This window comes from Streptomyces sp. PA03-5A (assembly GCF_033792725.1).
Lineage (GTDB): Bacteria > Actinomycetota > Actinomycetes > Streptomycetales > Streptomycetaceae > Actinacidiphila.
In genome coordinates, this window is sequence record NZ_JARAVL010000021.1 from 76108 (window position 1) to 90105 (window position 13998).

The 13998-nt window shown below is 72.5% G+C and carries 16 protein-coding genes; 7 read left to right on the forward strand and 9 right to left on the reverse strand.

The features are described from left to right. Positions 1–4: 4 nt before the first annotated feature. The 4 genes from PV410_RS25640 to PV410_RS25655 form a co-directional block, all read right to left on the reverse strand. Positions 5–1717 carry an ABC transporter substrate-binding protein gene (locus PV410_RS25640; RefSeq protein WP_500327965.1) on the reverse strand — a complete coding sequence of 571 codons (1713 nt, stop codon included), beginning with the start codon at positions 1715–1717 and terminating at the stop codon, positions 5–7. 160 nt (positions 1718–1877) lie between these two features. Beyond that, complete coding sequence (locus PV410_RS25645) at positions 1878–1994, reverse strand: Ms4533A family Cys-rich leader peptide (RefSeq protein WP_500327966.1); 117 nt, start codon at positions 1992–1994, stop codon at positions 1878–1880. A gap of 40 nt (positions 1995–2034) precedes the next feature. Then, positions 2035–3426 carry a DUF3152 domain-containing protein gene (locus tag PV410_RS25650; RefSeq protein WP_500327967.1) on the reverse strand — a complete coding sequence of 464 codons (1392 nt, stop codon included), beginning with the start codon at positions 3424–3426 and terminating at the stop codon, positions 2035–2037. A gap of 4 nt (positions 3427–3430) precedes the next feature. Beyond that, a complete protein-coding gene (locus PV410_RS25655) occupies positions 3431–4399 on the reverse strand; it encodes an alpha/beta fold hydrolase (protein ID WP_500327969.1) in 969 nt (322 codons plus the stop codon). 185 nt (positions 4400–4584) lie between these two features. Here PV410_RS25655 and PV410_RS25660 point away from each other — a divergent pair, with 185 nt between their 5' ends. The 4 genes from PV410_RS25660 (at position 4585) to PV410_RS25675 (ending at position 6327) form a co-directional block, all read left to right on the forward strand. Beyond that, positions 4585–4803: a hypothetical protein gene (locus tag PV410_RS25660; RefSeq protein WP_499513808.1), complete on the forward strand. Its 219-nt coding sequence runs from the start codon at positions 4585–4587 to the stop codon at positions 4801–4803. Positions 4804–4903: 100 nt separating this feature from the next. Continuing rightward, on the forward strand, positions 4904–5539 hold the full coding sequence (locus PV410_RS25665) for a TetR/AcrR family transcriptional regulator (RefSeq protein ID WP_500327970.1): 636 nt from the start codon (positions 4904–4906) through the stop codon (positions 5537–5539). Between the two features lie 134 nt (positions 5540–5673). Then, the gene (locus PV410_RS25670) at positions 5674–5904 is read left to right on the forward strand and encodes a DUF3107 domain-containing protein (protein WP_499513806.1); all 231 of its coding nucleotides are present in this window, start codon (positions 5674–5676) and stop codon (positions 5902–5904) included. A 147-nt stretch (positions 5905–6051) separates the two neighbouring features. Continuing rightward, entirely contained in the window at positions 6052–6327 is a 276-nt protein-coding gene (locus tag PV410_RS25675; RefSeq protein WP_500327971.1) for a hypothetical protein, read from the forward strand. Between the two features lie 60 nt (positions 6328–6387). Here PV410_RS25675 and PV410_RS25680 read toward each other — a convergent pair whose 3' ends face one another. Continuing rightward, positions 6388–7122, reverse strand: a complete 735-nt coding sequence (locus tag PV410_RS25680; protein WP_499513804.1) for a ferritin-like fold-containing protein — start codon at positions 7120–7122, stop codon at positions 6388–6390. Positions 7123–7607: 485 nt separating this feature from the next. On the opposite strand from PV410_RS25680, the gene PV410_RS25685 reads away from it, so the two are divergent. Together PV410_RS25685 and PV410_RS25690 are read left to right on the forward strand one after the other, a co-directional pair. After that, a complete protein-coding gene (locus PV410_RS25685) occupies positions 7608–9284 on the forward strand; it encodes a DEAD/DEAH box helicase (RefSeq protein WP_500327972.1) in 1677 nt (558 codons plus the stop codon). 128 nt (positions 9285–9412) lie between these two features. Then, complete coding sequence (locus PV410_RS25690) at positions 9413–10294, forward strand: alpha/beta fold hydrolase (RefSeq protein WP_500327973.1); 882 nt, start codon at positions 9413–9415, stop codon at positions 10292–10294. Here the strand turns inward: PV410_RS25690 and PV410_RS25695 are convergent. After that, entirely contained in the window at positions 10291–11199 is a 909-nt protein-coding gene (locus PV410_RS25695) for an NYN domain-containing protein (RefSeq protein WP_431960347.1), read from the reverse strand. The genes PV410_RS25690 and PV410_RS25695 overlap by 4 nt on opposite strands. Before the next feature lie 231 nt (positions 11200–11430). On the opposite strand from PV410_RS25695, the gene PV410_RS25700 reads away from it, so the two are divergent. Beyond that, positions 11431–11571 carry a DUF8834 family protein gene (locus PV410_RS25700; protein ID WP_086020735.1) on the forward strand — a complete coding sequence of 47 codons (141 nt, stop codon included), beginning with the start codon at positions 11431–11433 and terminating at the stop codon, positions 11569–11571. A gap of 107 nt (positions 11572–11678) precedes the next feature. Here PV410_RS25700 and PV410_RS25705 read toward each other — a convergent pair whose 3' ends face one another. From PV410_RS25705 to PV410_RS25715, 3 genes are all read right to left on the reverse strand, one after another. After that, on the reverse strand, positions 11679–12293 hold the full coding sequence (locus PV410_RS25705) for a MarC family protein (protein ID WP_499513801.1): 615 nt from the start codon (positions 12291–12293) through the stop codon (positions 11679–11681). 35 nt (positions 12294–12328) lie between these two features. Next, complete coding sequence (locus PV410_RS25710) at positions 12329–13198, reverse strand: PHP domain-containing protein (RefSeq protein WP_500327974.1); 870 nt, start codon at positions 13196–13198, stop codon at positions 12329–12331. Between the two features lie 82 nt (positions 13199–13280). Continuing rightward, positions 13281–13919 carry a DUF6758 family protein gene (locus tag PV410_RS25715; protein WP_500327976.1) on the reverse strand — a complete coding sequence of 213 codons (639 nt, stop codon included), beginning with the start codon at positions 13917–13919 and terminating at the stop codon, positions 13281–13283. Positions 13920–13998 lie beyond the last annotated feature (79 nt).

A 13998-nucleotide genomic window follows, 5' to 3' on the forward strand; every position in this document is an offset into this window, starting at 1 on the left:
GTGGTCACTTGACCGCGACCTGCGAGACGTCGAGGACGCCGGTCCAGTCGCTGATGACGACGTTCTTGACGTCCTTGCCGTACAGGCGCTTGTAGACCGGGTGGACCAGCGGCACGGTCAGCGCCTGCTCGCCGATCTTCTTGTCGAGGGCGCCCCAGCGCACGGCGGCGGCCTTGAGGTCGGTGAGCTTGTTGATCTCGTCGATCTCCTGGTTCACGGCAGGGTCGTCGAGCTGGGCGTTGTTGAAGTTGTAGCCGTCCTTGACGATCTGCCGGCCGTCGAAGATCGGGGCCAGGAAGGGGCCGCCGGACGGCCAGTCGGCGCCCCAGCCGGCGAGGAAGAAGCCCGGCTCGGTCTTGAGGCCGTGGATCTTCTCGCTGTAGGCGCTGGACTCCAGGCCCTCCAGCTTGACGGTGATGCCGGCCTTCTTCAGGGCGTCCTGCAGCGCGGTGGCGACCTCCGGGCCCTGCTCGTCGCCGCCGCTGCTGTCGTGGGTCAGCGTGACGGTCAGGCCGTTCGGGTAACCGGCCTCCTTCAGCAGCTCCTTGGCCTTGGCGGCGTCACCGCTCTTGCCGGCCGGGAACGCGTCGTACGGGGTGTAGCCGAAGGACTCCTGCGCGGGCAGGAAGGTGGTGGCCGGCTCGGCGAGCGAGGAGCCGCCGAGGGCGTTGACGACGGTGCTGCGGTCGACCGCGTAGGAGATCGCCTGGCGCACCTTGGGGTCGTCGAACGGCTTCACCTTCGGGTTGAAGGAGACGTAGTCGGTGTAGCCGAAGTGCCCGGTGCCGACGCGGCCCGCGAGCTCCTTGTCGCCGGTGATCTTGGCGAGTTCGGCGGCGGTGAGGTTGGTGTCGGTGGTGACGGCGGCGGCGTCCTTGCCCGAGCCGGAGGACAGCCGCTGGTTGATCACGGCGGCGTCGAGGCCGGAGCGGACGTCGATGCGGTCCGGGTAGGCCTTGCGCTCCTCGTCGGTCTTCGGGTCCCAGTGGGTGTTGCGCTCCAGGACGAGGTGCTCGCCGTCGTTCTCGTTGCCGACGACCTTGTACGGGCCGGAGGAGAACGGGTGGTTCTCGTACTTGGTGCCGGTGTCCTTGGCCTTCGGCACGGGGGCGAAGGAGGTCTGGGTGGCCAGGAACGGGAAGTCGCCCTCGGGCTTGTTCAGGTGGAAGACGATGGTCTTCGCGTCCGGGGTCTCGATGGAGGCCAGGCCGCCCTTGTCCTTGTACGGGCCCTGGTACTCCTTGCCGCCGACCAGCCAGTCGCGCAGGTAGGGGGCGCCGCCGGACAGCTCGGCGGCGAAGGAGCGCTCGATGCCGTACTTGATGTCGGCGGTGGTGATCGCGCTGCCGTCCTCGTACTTCAGGCCGTCCTTGAGGTGGTACGTCCAGACGGTGGCGTCCTGGTTGGGCGTGCCGGTGTCGGTGGCCAGGTCGGGGACGACCTTCGCGCCGTCCGCGCCGTTCTCGCGGTTGCGGGTGGTCAGCGTGCGGAAGACCAGGCCGGGGACGTTGCCGCCGCCGGAGGTGTAGAGCCGCGCCGGGTCGAAGTCCTCCTGCGGGGACTGGTTGAGGACGTAGAGCGTGCCGCCCTTGGCCGGCTTGCCGTCGGCCGCCTTGGCCCCGCTGTCCTCCGGGCCGCAGGCGGCGGCGCCGCCGGTGATCGCCAGGACGACGGCTGCCGCTGCGAGGCGGCGAGGTGTGACGGACAGGTGAGACATCGAAGATCCCTTTCGCGGCTGCGAGGTGGAGAGGGCGGGGCTGGGGAAGGCCCGCAGGCAGCGGCGACGGCCTCATGAGGAGGCCGTGAAGGATCGATCGAATGTCGAGCACTGTGCCCACGGGCGGGAAGGTCCGGGGCGGGAGGGAAGAACGTGCCCTTTACGCGCCCGGCACCGTGGTGCGCCGACACAGGATGTCGGCCACGCTGTGCCCGGCCACGCCGATGAGCGCCAGCTCGATGCTGGCGTCGGCGTCTGTGGCGGGGCTGTGCGGCATGCCGAAAACATTGAACGATTAATCGCCCGATGTCAAAAAGCTAGCCCCGGGGGTAGGGCCAGGCGTTGGGCTTGCAGGTCAGGCCCCCGTAGGAGAGGAACTTCGTCTGCTGCATCATCACCGGGGCGAGGGCACCCTGCTTGGGGCAGAGCACATGGTCGTAGCCGAGCCGGTGCCCGACCTCGTGGTTGATCAGCATCTCGCGGTAGGCGGGCATGCGGTCCGGGCCGTAGGTCTCCGACCCCTGCGCCCAGCGGTACGCGTTGATCATCGTCCGGGGAGTCGACGCCGCGTCACATGACACGTTGTCAACCGTCGTGTCCAGGCCGGACTTCGCGCACCAGGTGGCCGTGGTACCGGGACTGGCCAGGGTGATCACGATGTCGGCCGGGCCCGTTGAGACCCGCTCGAAGGTGCGGGACCCGGCGTGCGCCCAACTCCGCTTGTCGTTCAGCGTCTTGTAGACCGCGTCGGCGAAGAGCCGGCCGTCCAGCGGCAGGCCCTTCTCGACGTCCACCCGCACGCGCAGCAGCTCGCCCTTGCCGGGGGCCTTCTCGTGGCCGGCCACGGTCTGGAACGTCCCCGCCAGGCTCAGGTCCTGGTCGAGCGGGTAGCGCCGGACCATCGCCTGGTCGTAGGTGAGCGGGGCGGTGACCGCGGACGGTGAGGTCGAGGGGGTCGCCCGGCCCTGGGAGCGGGACGCGGAGTCGTCGGTGCCCCGGCTGCCGCCCGGTGCCGCGGCGGCGGACGAGTGACGCTTCTCACCTCCGGCGGCCATCTGGCCCGCGACGACGACGGCCAGCACCGTCACGACCGCCGCGGCGCCGGCGCCGCTGAGCGCGCGAGTCCTGACGCCCTTCTTGGGCCGTTCGGGTTGTCCGTCGCTCTCCCCTGCCTCCGCGGCACCCTCCACGGGTGCCCCGGGTCCCGTGGTGGCGGAGGGTGCGTCGAAGGCCGCGACGAAGTCCCGCCGTGGACCGGGGCCGCCACGGGCTCCCGTGCCGGGCGCCCGGCGCTGGCGCGGGAAGCCCGGTATTCGGGGCGCGGTGAAGAGGTCCGCGTCGAGGGGGTCGTCGTCCTCCGGGTACTCCGTGCCGAGCGCGGTGTCCGCCAGCTCCGCGGGCCGGGTCCCGCGCGGCGTGCGCGGCGGGGCCCAGGAACCGGCCCGGCCCCAGGCCGAGTGCTCGCGGTGCTCGGGGTGGGAGTGGCCCGGGACGTCCTCGTGACCGTGCCCGGCGTCCCCGGGCCGGAAGCCGTCCCGCCCGCCCGGCACGGAACCACCGGGCACCTGGCCCGGTCCGCCCGGCCGCTGCGGGGTCGTCGTCCCCGGGCCGGAACGCCGGCGGCGGCCGGTGCCCGAGTTGCCGCCGGCTATGCCCGGTACGTCGTCGCGGCGGCCGTCGCGGCCGCCCGGTGCGCTGTGCCTGCCCATGAAGTCAGTGATCCGTCCGCGCGTCCGTGGCGTCCAGCAGTTCACGGAAGGCCCGCTCCACCGCATCGGGGTGCTCCATCATCGCGACGTGCCCGCTGTCGGGGAGCGTCAGCAGCCGCGAGTCACGGAACGTCCGGGCGGCACGGTACGCCATCCGGGGGGCCACCAGCTTGTCCTTGCCCCCGTACACCAGCAGTGTCGGCGCGAGCACCCGCTCGGCCTGCCGCCACAGGTTGTGCTGGCCGCCCAGCGTGTAGGCGTCCACGATGCCGCGCGCCGAGCGGGTCAGCGCGTCCCAGAAGTACGGCAGCGCCAGCCGGCGCTCGTACTCCGTGGCGTGCTCGGCGAAGGACTCCTCGCTGACCTGCGACGGGTCGCCGTAGCAGAGCCACAGCAGCTGCCGGGTCCGCCGTTCCACGGACCAGTCGCGGGTGGCGCGGGCCACCAGCGCGGTCGCACCCGGCAGCCCCAGGAACGCGGTCGGCCAGGCGCCGTACTGGGGCGGCACCTCCGGCAGCGCGGGCGAGATCAGCGTCAGGGTGCGGACCAGGTCGGGCCGGGCCGCGGCGACCTTGGTGACGACGGCTCCCCCCAGCGAGTTGCCGAAGAGGTGCACGGGCCCGCGCCCGGAAGCCTCCAGCAGGCGCACGACGGCGCGCGCGTGCCCCCCGATCGAGTAGTTGCCGTCGTCCGGCGGCGGGGAGTGCCCGAAACCGGGCAGGTCCAGGGCCTCGCAGGACACCCGGTCCGCCAGCAGCCGCATCAGCGCCGACCAGTTGGAGGACGACCCGCCCAGGCCGTGCACGAAGAGCGCGGGCGGCAGCCCTTCGGCCTGCTCCGCCCGCGATCGTACGGTCAGCGTCCGGCCCGGCAAGGCCACGGTCCGCACCGTCTCCCCGTCCCCGGCTCTGGCTCCCGAAGGCGGTACGGGCACGGCGGCGAACGCGGCTTCAGGCGACTCCGTCGAGGACATGGGGCAATGTTACGAGGTGATCACGCGTGCGCTCGTGTGTTCGCACTCACACGCGTCGTGGGGATTTTCCGCCCCATCCGTCACTCTGCACACCCCGTCCCTGTCTCCTACGCTCGCAGAAGGGGAAAGAGGGGGACAGTGGTAGCAGCGGGGGACGGCAGCGCACGACCAGACGGGAGGTGCCCGTGTCCGACGACATCGAGACCTTCGACGACGACGTCATCGACGACCTGGAGGATGCCGAGACCGACATCGAGGCGCCCGAGGCGGACATCGCCGAACAGCACCTCGAACTGCTGCAGCACCGCGATGTCCCGATCACCGAACGCCCCGACGACGCCGATCCGGCGGACGTGGCCGAGCAGCGCAGGGTGGTGGAACTCGACGAGGACGACTATCGCTGAGTTCCACTTGGTGAGAATGTGCGTTCGCACAGCGCATGCCCCCGCTACCGAAAAGTACGATGGCACCCGCAGCGCAGAACGACATCACATGGGAGGCGGCGTGACAGCCATCGAGCAGACTGAGGCGCGCCCTCGCGGCACACGCCTGCCGCGCCGGGCCCGGAGAAACCAGCTGCTGGGCGCAGCCCAGGAGGTGTTCGTCGCCCAGGGCTACCACGCCGCCGCGATGGACGACATCGCGGAGCGCGCGGGCGTCAGCAAGCCCGTGCTCTACCAGCACTTCCCCGGCAAGCTCGAGCTCTACCTGGCCCTGCTGGACCAGCACTGCGAGGCCCTGCTGGACGCGGTGCGCACCGCCCTGGCCTCCACCAACGACAACAAGCAGCGCGTGGCGGCCACCATGGACGCCTACTTCGCGTACGTGGAGGACGAGGGCGGTGCCTTCCGCCTGGTCTTCGAGTCCGACCTCACCAACGAGCCGGCCGTCCGCGAGCGCGTCGACAAGGTCGCGCTGCAGTGCGCCGAGGCGATCAGCGAGGTCATCGCCGAGGACACGGGGCTGACCACCGAGCAGTCCATGCTGCTCGCCGTCGGCCTCGGCGGCGTCTCGCAGGTCGTGGCCCGTTACTGGCTCTCCAGCGGCAGCTCCATGCCCCGCGAGACCGCGGTGCAGTTGCTGACGTCGCTGGCCTGGCGCGGCATCGCGGGCTTCCCGCTGCACGGCGCCGAGCACTGACCCTCCGCACGGCGGCTGTTCGCTCTGGGCGTGCCCGTCGGCCGGTGCCCCGGTGCCGGGCGCGGCTAATGTGTCCTGCGTACGGCGCGATTTCCAACCGCGCACACCGCAGACCGTTCGGAGGGACAAAAGCCGTGGAGGTCAAGATCGGCGTGCAGCACGCGCCGCGCGAGATCATCATCGAGAGCGCGCAGACGGCCGAGGAGGTCGAGAAGGCCGTCGCCGAGGCGCTCACGGGCACCGCCAAGCTGCTCAGCCTCACCGACGAGCACGGAAAGCGCGTGCTCGTGCCGGCCGAACGGCTGGCCTACGTGGAGATCGGTGAGCAGGCGGCGCGCCGGGTGGGCTTCGGCGCCCAGCTCTAGGGCAGGGCAGAGCAGGTCAGAGCCTCGCCGCTCGCGCACCGGGACGACGCACGGCGGGTCACCCCCGAATGGGGTGACCCGCCGTTTCGCTGTGCGGGCCCGCGGGGTAGGACCCGTGCGACCGAAGTCTCCGGGAGGGGCCGCACGATGATGTGGGAAGCGCTCGCGTTCGCCGCCGTCGGACTGTCCGTCGCGTACGCCGCGACCCGGATGCTCCCCCGGCGCCTTCTTCCCGCGGCGACGCTGGTGCTCGCCACGGGAACGGTCGCCGCCGTCCTCGGCGGTCTCGTCACCCGCACCGTCCTCGGCTCGGACCGGTTCCTGATCAGCCTCGCCGTGTCGGTGGGGGTGGCGGCCGCCCTGCTCTCGCTGCTGGTGCGCCCGCCGCGGAGCGCCCGCCGGTCGGCGCCGCGCACGGCCTGAGCCGCACGGCCTCCGTACGGCTGCTCCCCACGGCTCCCCCACGGCTACGGCCCGGACCGCTCAGGCGGCCAGGCCCAGCGCCGCCATCCGCTTGGTGTGGGCCTCGGTGATCCGGGTGAACATCCGGCCGACCTCCGCGAGGTCGAAGCCGTCCGCGACCCCGCCGACCAGCATCGTGCTGAGCGCGTCGCGGTCCGCCACGACCCGCTGCGCCTGCGACAGCGCCTCGCCCATCAGCCGGCGCGCCCACAGCGCGAGCCGCCCGCCGACCCGCGGGTCGGCCTCGATGGCGGAGCGCACCTTCTCCACCGCGAAGGAGGCGTGGCCGGTGTCGTCCAGCACGGCCAGCACCAGCTCGCGGGTGTCGGCGTCGAGGCGGGCGGCGACCTCGCGGTAGAAGTCGGACGCGATGGAGTCGCCGACGTACGCCTTGACCAAACCCTCCAGCCAGTCCGACGGCGCGGTCAGGCGGTGGAACTCGTCCAGTGCGGCGGCGAAGGGCTCCATCGCCGCGGTCGGGTCCGCCTCGACGGTGGTGAGCCGCGCGCGGAGCTGCTCGAAGTGGTGGAACTCGGCGGACGCCATCGCCGCGAGCTCCGCCTTGTCCTCCAGGGACGGCGCGAGCTTGGCGTCCTCCGCGAGCCGCTCGAAGGCGGCCAGCTCGCCGTACGCGAGTGCCCCGAGCAGGTCCACGACCGCCGCGCGGTACTGCGGGTCCGCGGACGCGGCGGCCCAGTCCTTGGCGGCGATGGTCGTCTCGGCGGGGGTGTCGGCGGGGGTGTCAGGCGTCTCCATGCTGCGCACAATAGCCAACCCCACCAGCGCGGCAACCATCCCGTGCGGGCCCGGCGCGCGGAAGCCTCGGCGTGACCTGTCCCACGTACCCCGAAATCCATCCGCCGCAGGTGTGTGATTCCGGGGTACAGTGATATGGACCCGCCAGGTGACCCGGCGGGTCACGCATGAATGGATGCCCGGTCGGTGGCCCGATCGGCTCCTACCGACCGCCCTCCCCACGTGGGGAGGGGCCCGTATCGCGGCGCGCGCGAGGGCAGCGGTCCCGCGCACCTCGGCCACCCAGGGCCGTACGACACCTCGCGCGGTCAGCGCAGTTCCCTGCGCTCGACCCTCCCCCGTTCACACGCTCAGCGCCGCGTCCCAAACAGAAGAGGCAGAGCATCCTGACCACCATCACGACTTTCCGTGACCTGGGGATCCTCCCCGAGACCGCCGAGGCCCTCGAGGCCGTCGGCATCACCACCCCCTTCCCGATCCAGGAGATGACGCTCCCGGTCGCCCTCGCGGGCAACGACGTCATCGGCCAGGCCAAGACCGGCACCGGCAAGACCCTGGGCTTCGGCCTCCCGATCCTGGAGCGGGTCGTCGTCCCGGTCGACGTCGAGGCCGGGCGCGCCAAGCCCGAGGACGTCGTCGACGGTCCCCAGGCCCTGGTGATCGTCCCCACCCGCGAGCTGTGCACGCAGGTCACCAACGACCTGCTCACCGCCGGCAAGGTGCGCAATGTGCGCGTGCTGGCGATCTACGGCGGCCGCGCGTACGAGCCGCAGGTCGAGGCCCTGAAGAAGGGCGTCGAGGTGGTCGTCGGCACCCCGGGGCGTCTGCTGGACCTCGCGGGCCAGAAGAAGCTCAACCTGCGCAACGTCCGCGCCCTCGTCCTCGACGAGGCCGACGAGATGCTCGACCTGGGCTTCCTCCCCGACGTCGAGAAGATCATCGAGATGCTGCCGGTCAAGCGGCAGACCATGCTCTTCTCCGCGACGATGCCCGGCGCCGTCATCGGCCTGGCGCGCCGGTACATGTCGCAGCCCACGCACATCCGCGCCACCTCGCCGGACGACGAGGGCGCCACCGTCGCCAACATCACCCAGCACGTCTTCCGCGCCCACTCGCTGGACAAGCCGGAGCTCGTCTCCCGCGTCCTGCAGGCCGAGGGCCGCGGTCTGGCGATGATCTTCTGCCGTACCAAGCGCACCGCGGCCGACCTCGCGGAGCAGCTGGAGCAGCGCGGCTTCGCCTCGGGCGCCGTCCACGGCGACCTCGGCCAGGGCGCCCGCGAGCAGGCGCTGCGCGCCTTCCGCAACGGCAAGGTCGATGTGCTGGTCTGCACCGACGTAGCCGCCCGCGGCATCGACGTCGAGGGCGTCACCCACGTGATCAACTACCAGACGCCGGAGGACGAGAAGACCTACCTCCACCGCATCGGCCGCACCGGCCGCGCGGGCGCGTCCGGCACGGCGATCACGCTGGTCGACTGGGACGACATCCCGCGCTGGCAGTTGATCAACAAGGCGCTGGACCTGCCGTTCAACGCCCCGGAGGAGACGTACTCCACCTCCACCCACCTCTACGAGCTGCTCGGCATCCCCGAGGGCACCAAGGGCGTCCTGCCGCGGGCGGAGCGCACCCGGGCCGGCCTCGACGCGGAGGAGATCGAGGACCTCGGCGAGACCGGCGGCCGCGGGCGCGGCCGTGGTGGCCGCAAGTCCGGCCCGGCCGCCTCGGCCGAGGCGGAGGAGCGTCCGGCCCGCACCCGTACGCCGCGCCAGCGCCGCCGCACCCGCGGCGGACAGGCGCTCGACGGGGCGTCCGCCGAGGCGGAGGCGGTCGTCGAGACCGTCGAGGCCCCGGCCGCCGAGGCTCCGGCTCCGCGCCGCCGTCGCCGCACCCGTACGGGCTCGGGCACGTCGGGCACGTCGGGCACGTCGGGCGCCGAGACCGTCGCGGCCGCCGCGGCCGCCGCCCCGGTGGCCGAGGAGGTCCCGGCCCCCCGCCGTCGCCGTACGCGGTCCGGCGCCGCCACCGGTGCCGAGACTGCGGCCGCCGCCGAGGCGGCGACCCCGGAAGCGGCTCCCGCAGAGGGCGAGGGCGCGGCCAAGACCGTCCGCCGCCGTCGCCGCACACGGACGGCCAAGCCGGCCGACGAGGCCACCGGCTGACGCGACACCCGTACCCGGACGGCCGGGCGCCCCTCGTGGGGCGCCCGGCCGTCGGCGTTCGCCCGCGCGGCGCCGGAGGTCGGGGCCCGCGTCGTGTGGGGGCAACCCGGCCCGGCTAGCCTCGGCGCATGAGCCGACCGCCGTTCCTGACGCTGCCCGAGAACGCCACCGCGTACCCCCTGGAGACGGCCCGCGGCCCCTTCGCCGTGCTGGACGCCGTCCCACCGGCCGGCACGCCGCGGCGCGGCACGGCCCTGCTGGTGCCCGGGTTCACGGGCAGCAAGGAGGACTTCGTCGCGCTGCTCGAACCTCTCGCGGCCGCCGGCTACCGCACGGTCGCCGTGGACGGCCGGGGCCAGCACGAGTCGCCGGGCCCGCGGGACGAGGCGGCGTACGCACAGGCCGAACTGGCCGCCGACGTCGTCGCGCAGACCGCCGCACTGGGCACCGCTCCCGGCGAGCCGGTGCACCTGCTGGGGCACTCGATGGGCGGCCTGGTCGTCCGCGCCGCCGTTCTGGCCGAGCACGGCGACGGCGCCGCCCTGCCCTGGGCGTCGCTCACCCTCATGAGCTCCGGCCCGGCCGCCATCGAACCCGCCCAGCAGGCCCGTACGAAGCTGCTGCTCGAGGCGCTGTCCGCGATGGACATGGAGGGCGTGTGGCGCGCGATGCGCGAGCTGGACGCCGAGGACCTCGAAGGCACGGCGAACGCCGAGGGCGCGGTCGAGGAGTTCCTGCACCGCCGCTGGCTGGCGACGGCGCCCGAGCAGCTGACGGCCACGGGCCGGCAGCTGCTCGACGAGCCGGACCGGGTGGCGGAACTCGCGGCCGTACCGCTGCCGAAGCTGGTGCTCTCCGGCGCGGTGGACTACGCCTGGCCCGTCCCGTGGCTGGACGCGATGGCCGAGCGCCTCGGCGCCCGCCGCGTGGTGATCGAGGGGGCCGAGCACTCCCCCAACGCCGAGCAGCCGGCCCGCACCGCCGGCGCACTGACCGGCTTCTGGGGTTAGAGCCGCGCCTGCAGGTGCTCCCAGAACCCGTCGCGCAGCACGCGCCGCAGGTCGGCGTGGCCGCGCAGCGAGATGTTGAGCATGCCCTCGGCCTCGACGAGCAGTTCCTGGTCGTAGGCGGGCGGCAGGTACGGGTGGCCGGGCAGCAGCTCGGCCAGGGAGTCCCGGCCGCGCGTCGCCAGCCACTGCGAGGCGACCCGGGCCCCGACGAAGTGCACGTCCTCACGGGTCGGGATGGGCCCGGTGGGGATCGGCGCGTCGCCGTAGACGGGGGCCGTGCGCCGGGTGATGTACGGCTTGCAGAAGTCGAGGTCGAGGGTGCGCAGGCTGTCGACCTCCCACAGCAGGGGGTCGGCCTGGTTGCGGCCGTCGGCGGCCTCGATGCCCCACAGGTGGACACGGGCGCCGTAGCCCTGGGCGGCCTCGACCGCGGAGACCAGGTCCTCGTCGCCGCCGATCAGGACGGCGTCGCTGATGGCGCGGTGCCGGGCCAGTGACTCCAGGTCGCTGCGGATCAGCGAGTCGACGCCCTTCTGCTGGCGGCTGGCGTTGAGGTTGCCGAGCCGCACCTTGACGTCGGGGAGCTCGGCGATGCGTTCCTGCTCGGCGGTGTGGATGCGGCGGCGGGCACCGTCGTACCAGTAGACGCGCAGCAGGCGGCTGTCGGCGAAGAGGGTGCGGGCCCGGTCGATGAAGGCCTCGATGATGCCCTCGGCGTCGAGTTCGAAGGCCCTCCGGTCCTCGGTGCCCGCGACGAGGCGACCGGCCGCGGCGTACACGTACCCGGCGTCGACGAACACGGCGTGGGTCGCCGGGGTCGTGGCGACCTCGGCGAGCACCCGCTGCAGGAGCTCGTTCGTGCGCTCGATGCCGGCGGCGATGGCGGAAAGGGCGTCGTCGTTCATAGAGATCACATTGTCCGGCGGTTCCGTCCGCACACACAACCGGAACCAGGACCGCCGGTACCGGTGGCTACCCACCGGTAGATGCGTGGGAAAAATTTTCTTTAGGACAGGGAAGGTTTTCGCGGGGGCAACTGTTGTTGATACATGAATGACCCAGGCAAGTAACGGCTGCGAAGCAGCCCCGTACTCCAATGGAGGAGTGCCCGGACGAAGGGAGAAGCCGTGAACACCATGCGCTTCGAGATCATGCGCCTCAACGACCAGGACGGTCGTGCCGTCGACTGCACGGTCGTGGACGCCGCCTCCGTCGACCAGATCGTCCAGCAGGCCGCCGCGATCGGCCAGCGCATCTACATCCGCCCGGCCCAGTAAGGCCCCGTCACCCCGGCGTGGCCGCACGGCCGGACGCCATGAACGCGAAGGGCCCCGTGCACCACGGTACGGGGCCCTCGTCGCGTCCGGATTCCGCCGACGGTCCGTCAGCCCTCGCCGCGGATGAAGCCGAAGACCCCGTTGGCGATCTGCTGCACCGCGATCGCGGAGAGCAGCATGCCGGAGAGCCGGGTGACCAGCACCACACCGCCGTCCTTGATCAGACGGATGATCACCAGCGAGTAACGCATCGTCAGCCAGAGCACCACGTGCATCGCGACGATGGCGACCCACACCGACAGCTGCTGCCCGAACCCGTGCGCGCGCTGCACCGCGAGGATCACCGTCACGATCGCGCCCGGCCCGGCGAGCAGCGGCATGCCGAGCGGCACCAGCGCGACGTTGACGTCCTTGGTCTGGGTGGGCTCGTCCGCCTTGCCGGTGAGCAGGTCGAGGGCGATGAGCAGCAGGAGCAGACCGCCGGCGATCATCAGGGCCGGCACCGAGACGTGCAGGTAGTCCAGGATCTGCTGGCCGCAGATGCCGAAGACGGTGATGACGCCCAGCGCGACGGTGGCGGCCTGCCAGGCCATGCGGCGCTGGACCTTGGCCGCGCGGCCGGAGGTGAGGGCGAGGAAGATCGGGGTGATCCCGGGCGGGTCCATGATCACGAAGAGCGTGACGAAGACCGACCCGAACAGGGTGAGGGAGAACAGATCCATGGGCCTTGCGAAGGGTTGCGGGGGTGGGTGGGGGTTCAGGGACGGGTGAGGGGCGCCGCGCCGGTGGCCCGGCCGACGAGCTCCCGGTAGACCTCAGGGTCGGTGGTGTACTCACCGAGCCGGACGGTCTTGCGGGTGCCGTGGTAGTCGCTGGACCCGGTGGGGAGCAGTCCAAGCTCCGCGGCGAGGGCGCGCAGGTGGGCACGGGCCGGCTCGTCGTGGTCCATGTGGTCCACCTCGATGCCGTCGAGCCCGGCCGCGGCCAGGTCGTGGATGACGCCCTCGGGCACGCAGGTGCCGCGCTTGACGGCGGCGGGATGGGCGAAGACCGTCACCCCGCCCGCGTTCTTGACGAGCCGGATCGCCTCGAAGGGGTCGAGTTCGTGCTTCTCGACGTAGGCGCGCCCGCCCGGCCCTATCCACTCGGGCGTGAACGCCTCGGCGATGCTGTCCACCAGTCCCGCCTCGATCAGCGCCTGGGCGATGTGCGGCCGGCCCACGGCACCGTCGCCGGCGATCTCGGCGACGCGGTCCCAGGTCACCGGCACCCCGTGCTCGCGGAGCCGGGCGACCATGGCCATGGCGCGGGGCACCCGGTCGTCGCGCACGAGCTCGCGCTCCCGGTGGAGCTCCGGTTCCTGCGGGTCGAAGAGGTAGGCGAGCATGTGCAGGCCCACCCCGTCGATGCGGCAGGAGAGTTCGGCCCCGGTGACCAGGACCGGCGCCGCTGCGCCCGCGGCGTGCAGTTCGGCCAGCGCCTTCTCGGCCTCGGCGTAGCCGCCGACCGTGTCGTGGTCGGTCAGGGCGACGACGTCCAGTCCGGCCGCGGCCGCGGCCCGGACCAGCTGAGCGGGGGTGTCCGTGCCGTCGGAGGCCGTGGAGTGGGTGTGCAGATCGATTCGCACGCAGGTCACTCCAGGCGCTCGGTGCTCGGACGGATTCAGGGGTTGTGATTACCAGGATAACTGCCCGGACAACCTGTGAATCTCAGGAGAGCAGGCGAGGGGAGAGCGCCCCGCACGGTACGAGATCGACTTCGGCGCCGGCCTCGCGCAGATCGGTCAGTATCAGCTCGTCGTACATGAGCAGGCCCGACTCCTCCGGCCACACGACCGCCCAGAGCCAGAGCCCGAACGACTCGCCCGCGAAGACCGCGCGGTCCGGTGGCGTGCCGTTCACATGCCACAGGCCGGTCGGCCTCCCGGCCGCGATCACCTTGGCGGCCGGTGGCTTGCCGATGCACATCGCCGGACCGGGGTCCGGCCCCGGGATCCCGGCGAACCTCGCCCCGAGCCCGACCCCGAGCTCCTCCGCCACCAGCACCATCTCGCCCTGCCCGCCGAGCGGCCCCGGACCCGAGCACGCCACCGCCGTGGCCCGTCCGCCGCTGCGGTCGTCCCCCGCGGACGCGACGCCGGTGAACAGCCAGCCCACCGGCAGCGGCCAGGGCATCCACACCGGGACGCGCGACCGGCTCACGACCACGCCGAGGGCTTCCACGCTCGGTGGCACGACAGGCTGCAACGGATACACGGCGCCGTGCTCGTCGCACTGCCAGGAGTCGGCGAAGAGCCCGGGCGCTCGGACCCGGCCACCGCACTTCGGGCAACTGGGTTCGCCCCTCATAACGCCCCACGGTCCTCCGGCGGCGTGCCCGCGTCAAGGACGATCACCCGTCCGAGTTCGACGCGTGGCGTCGCCGCAC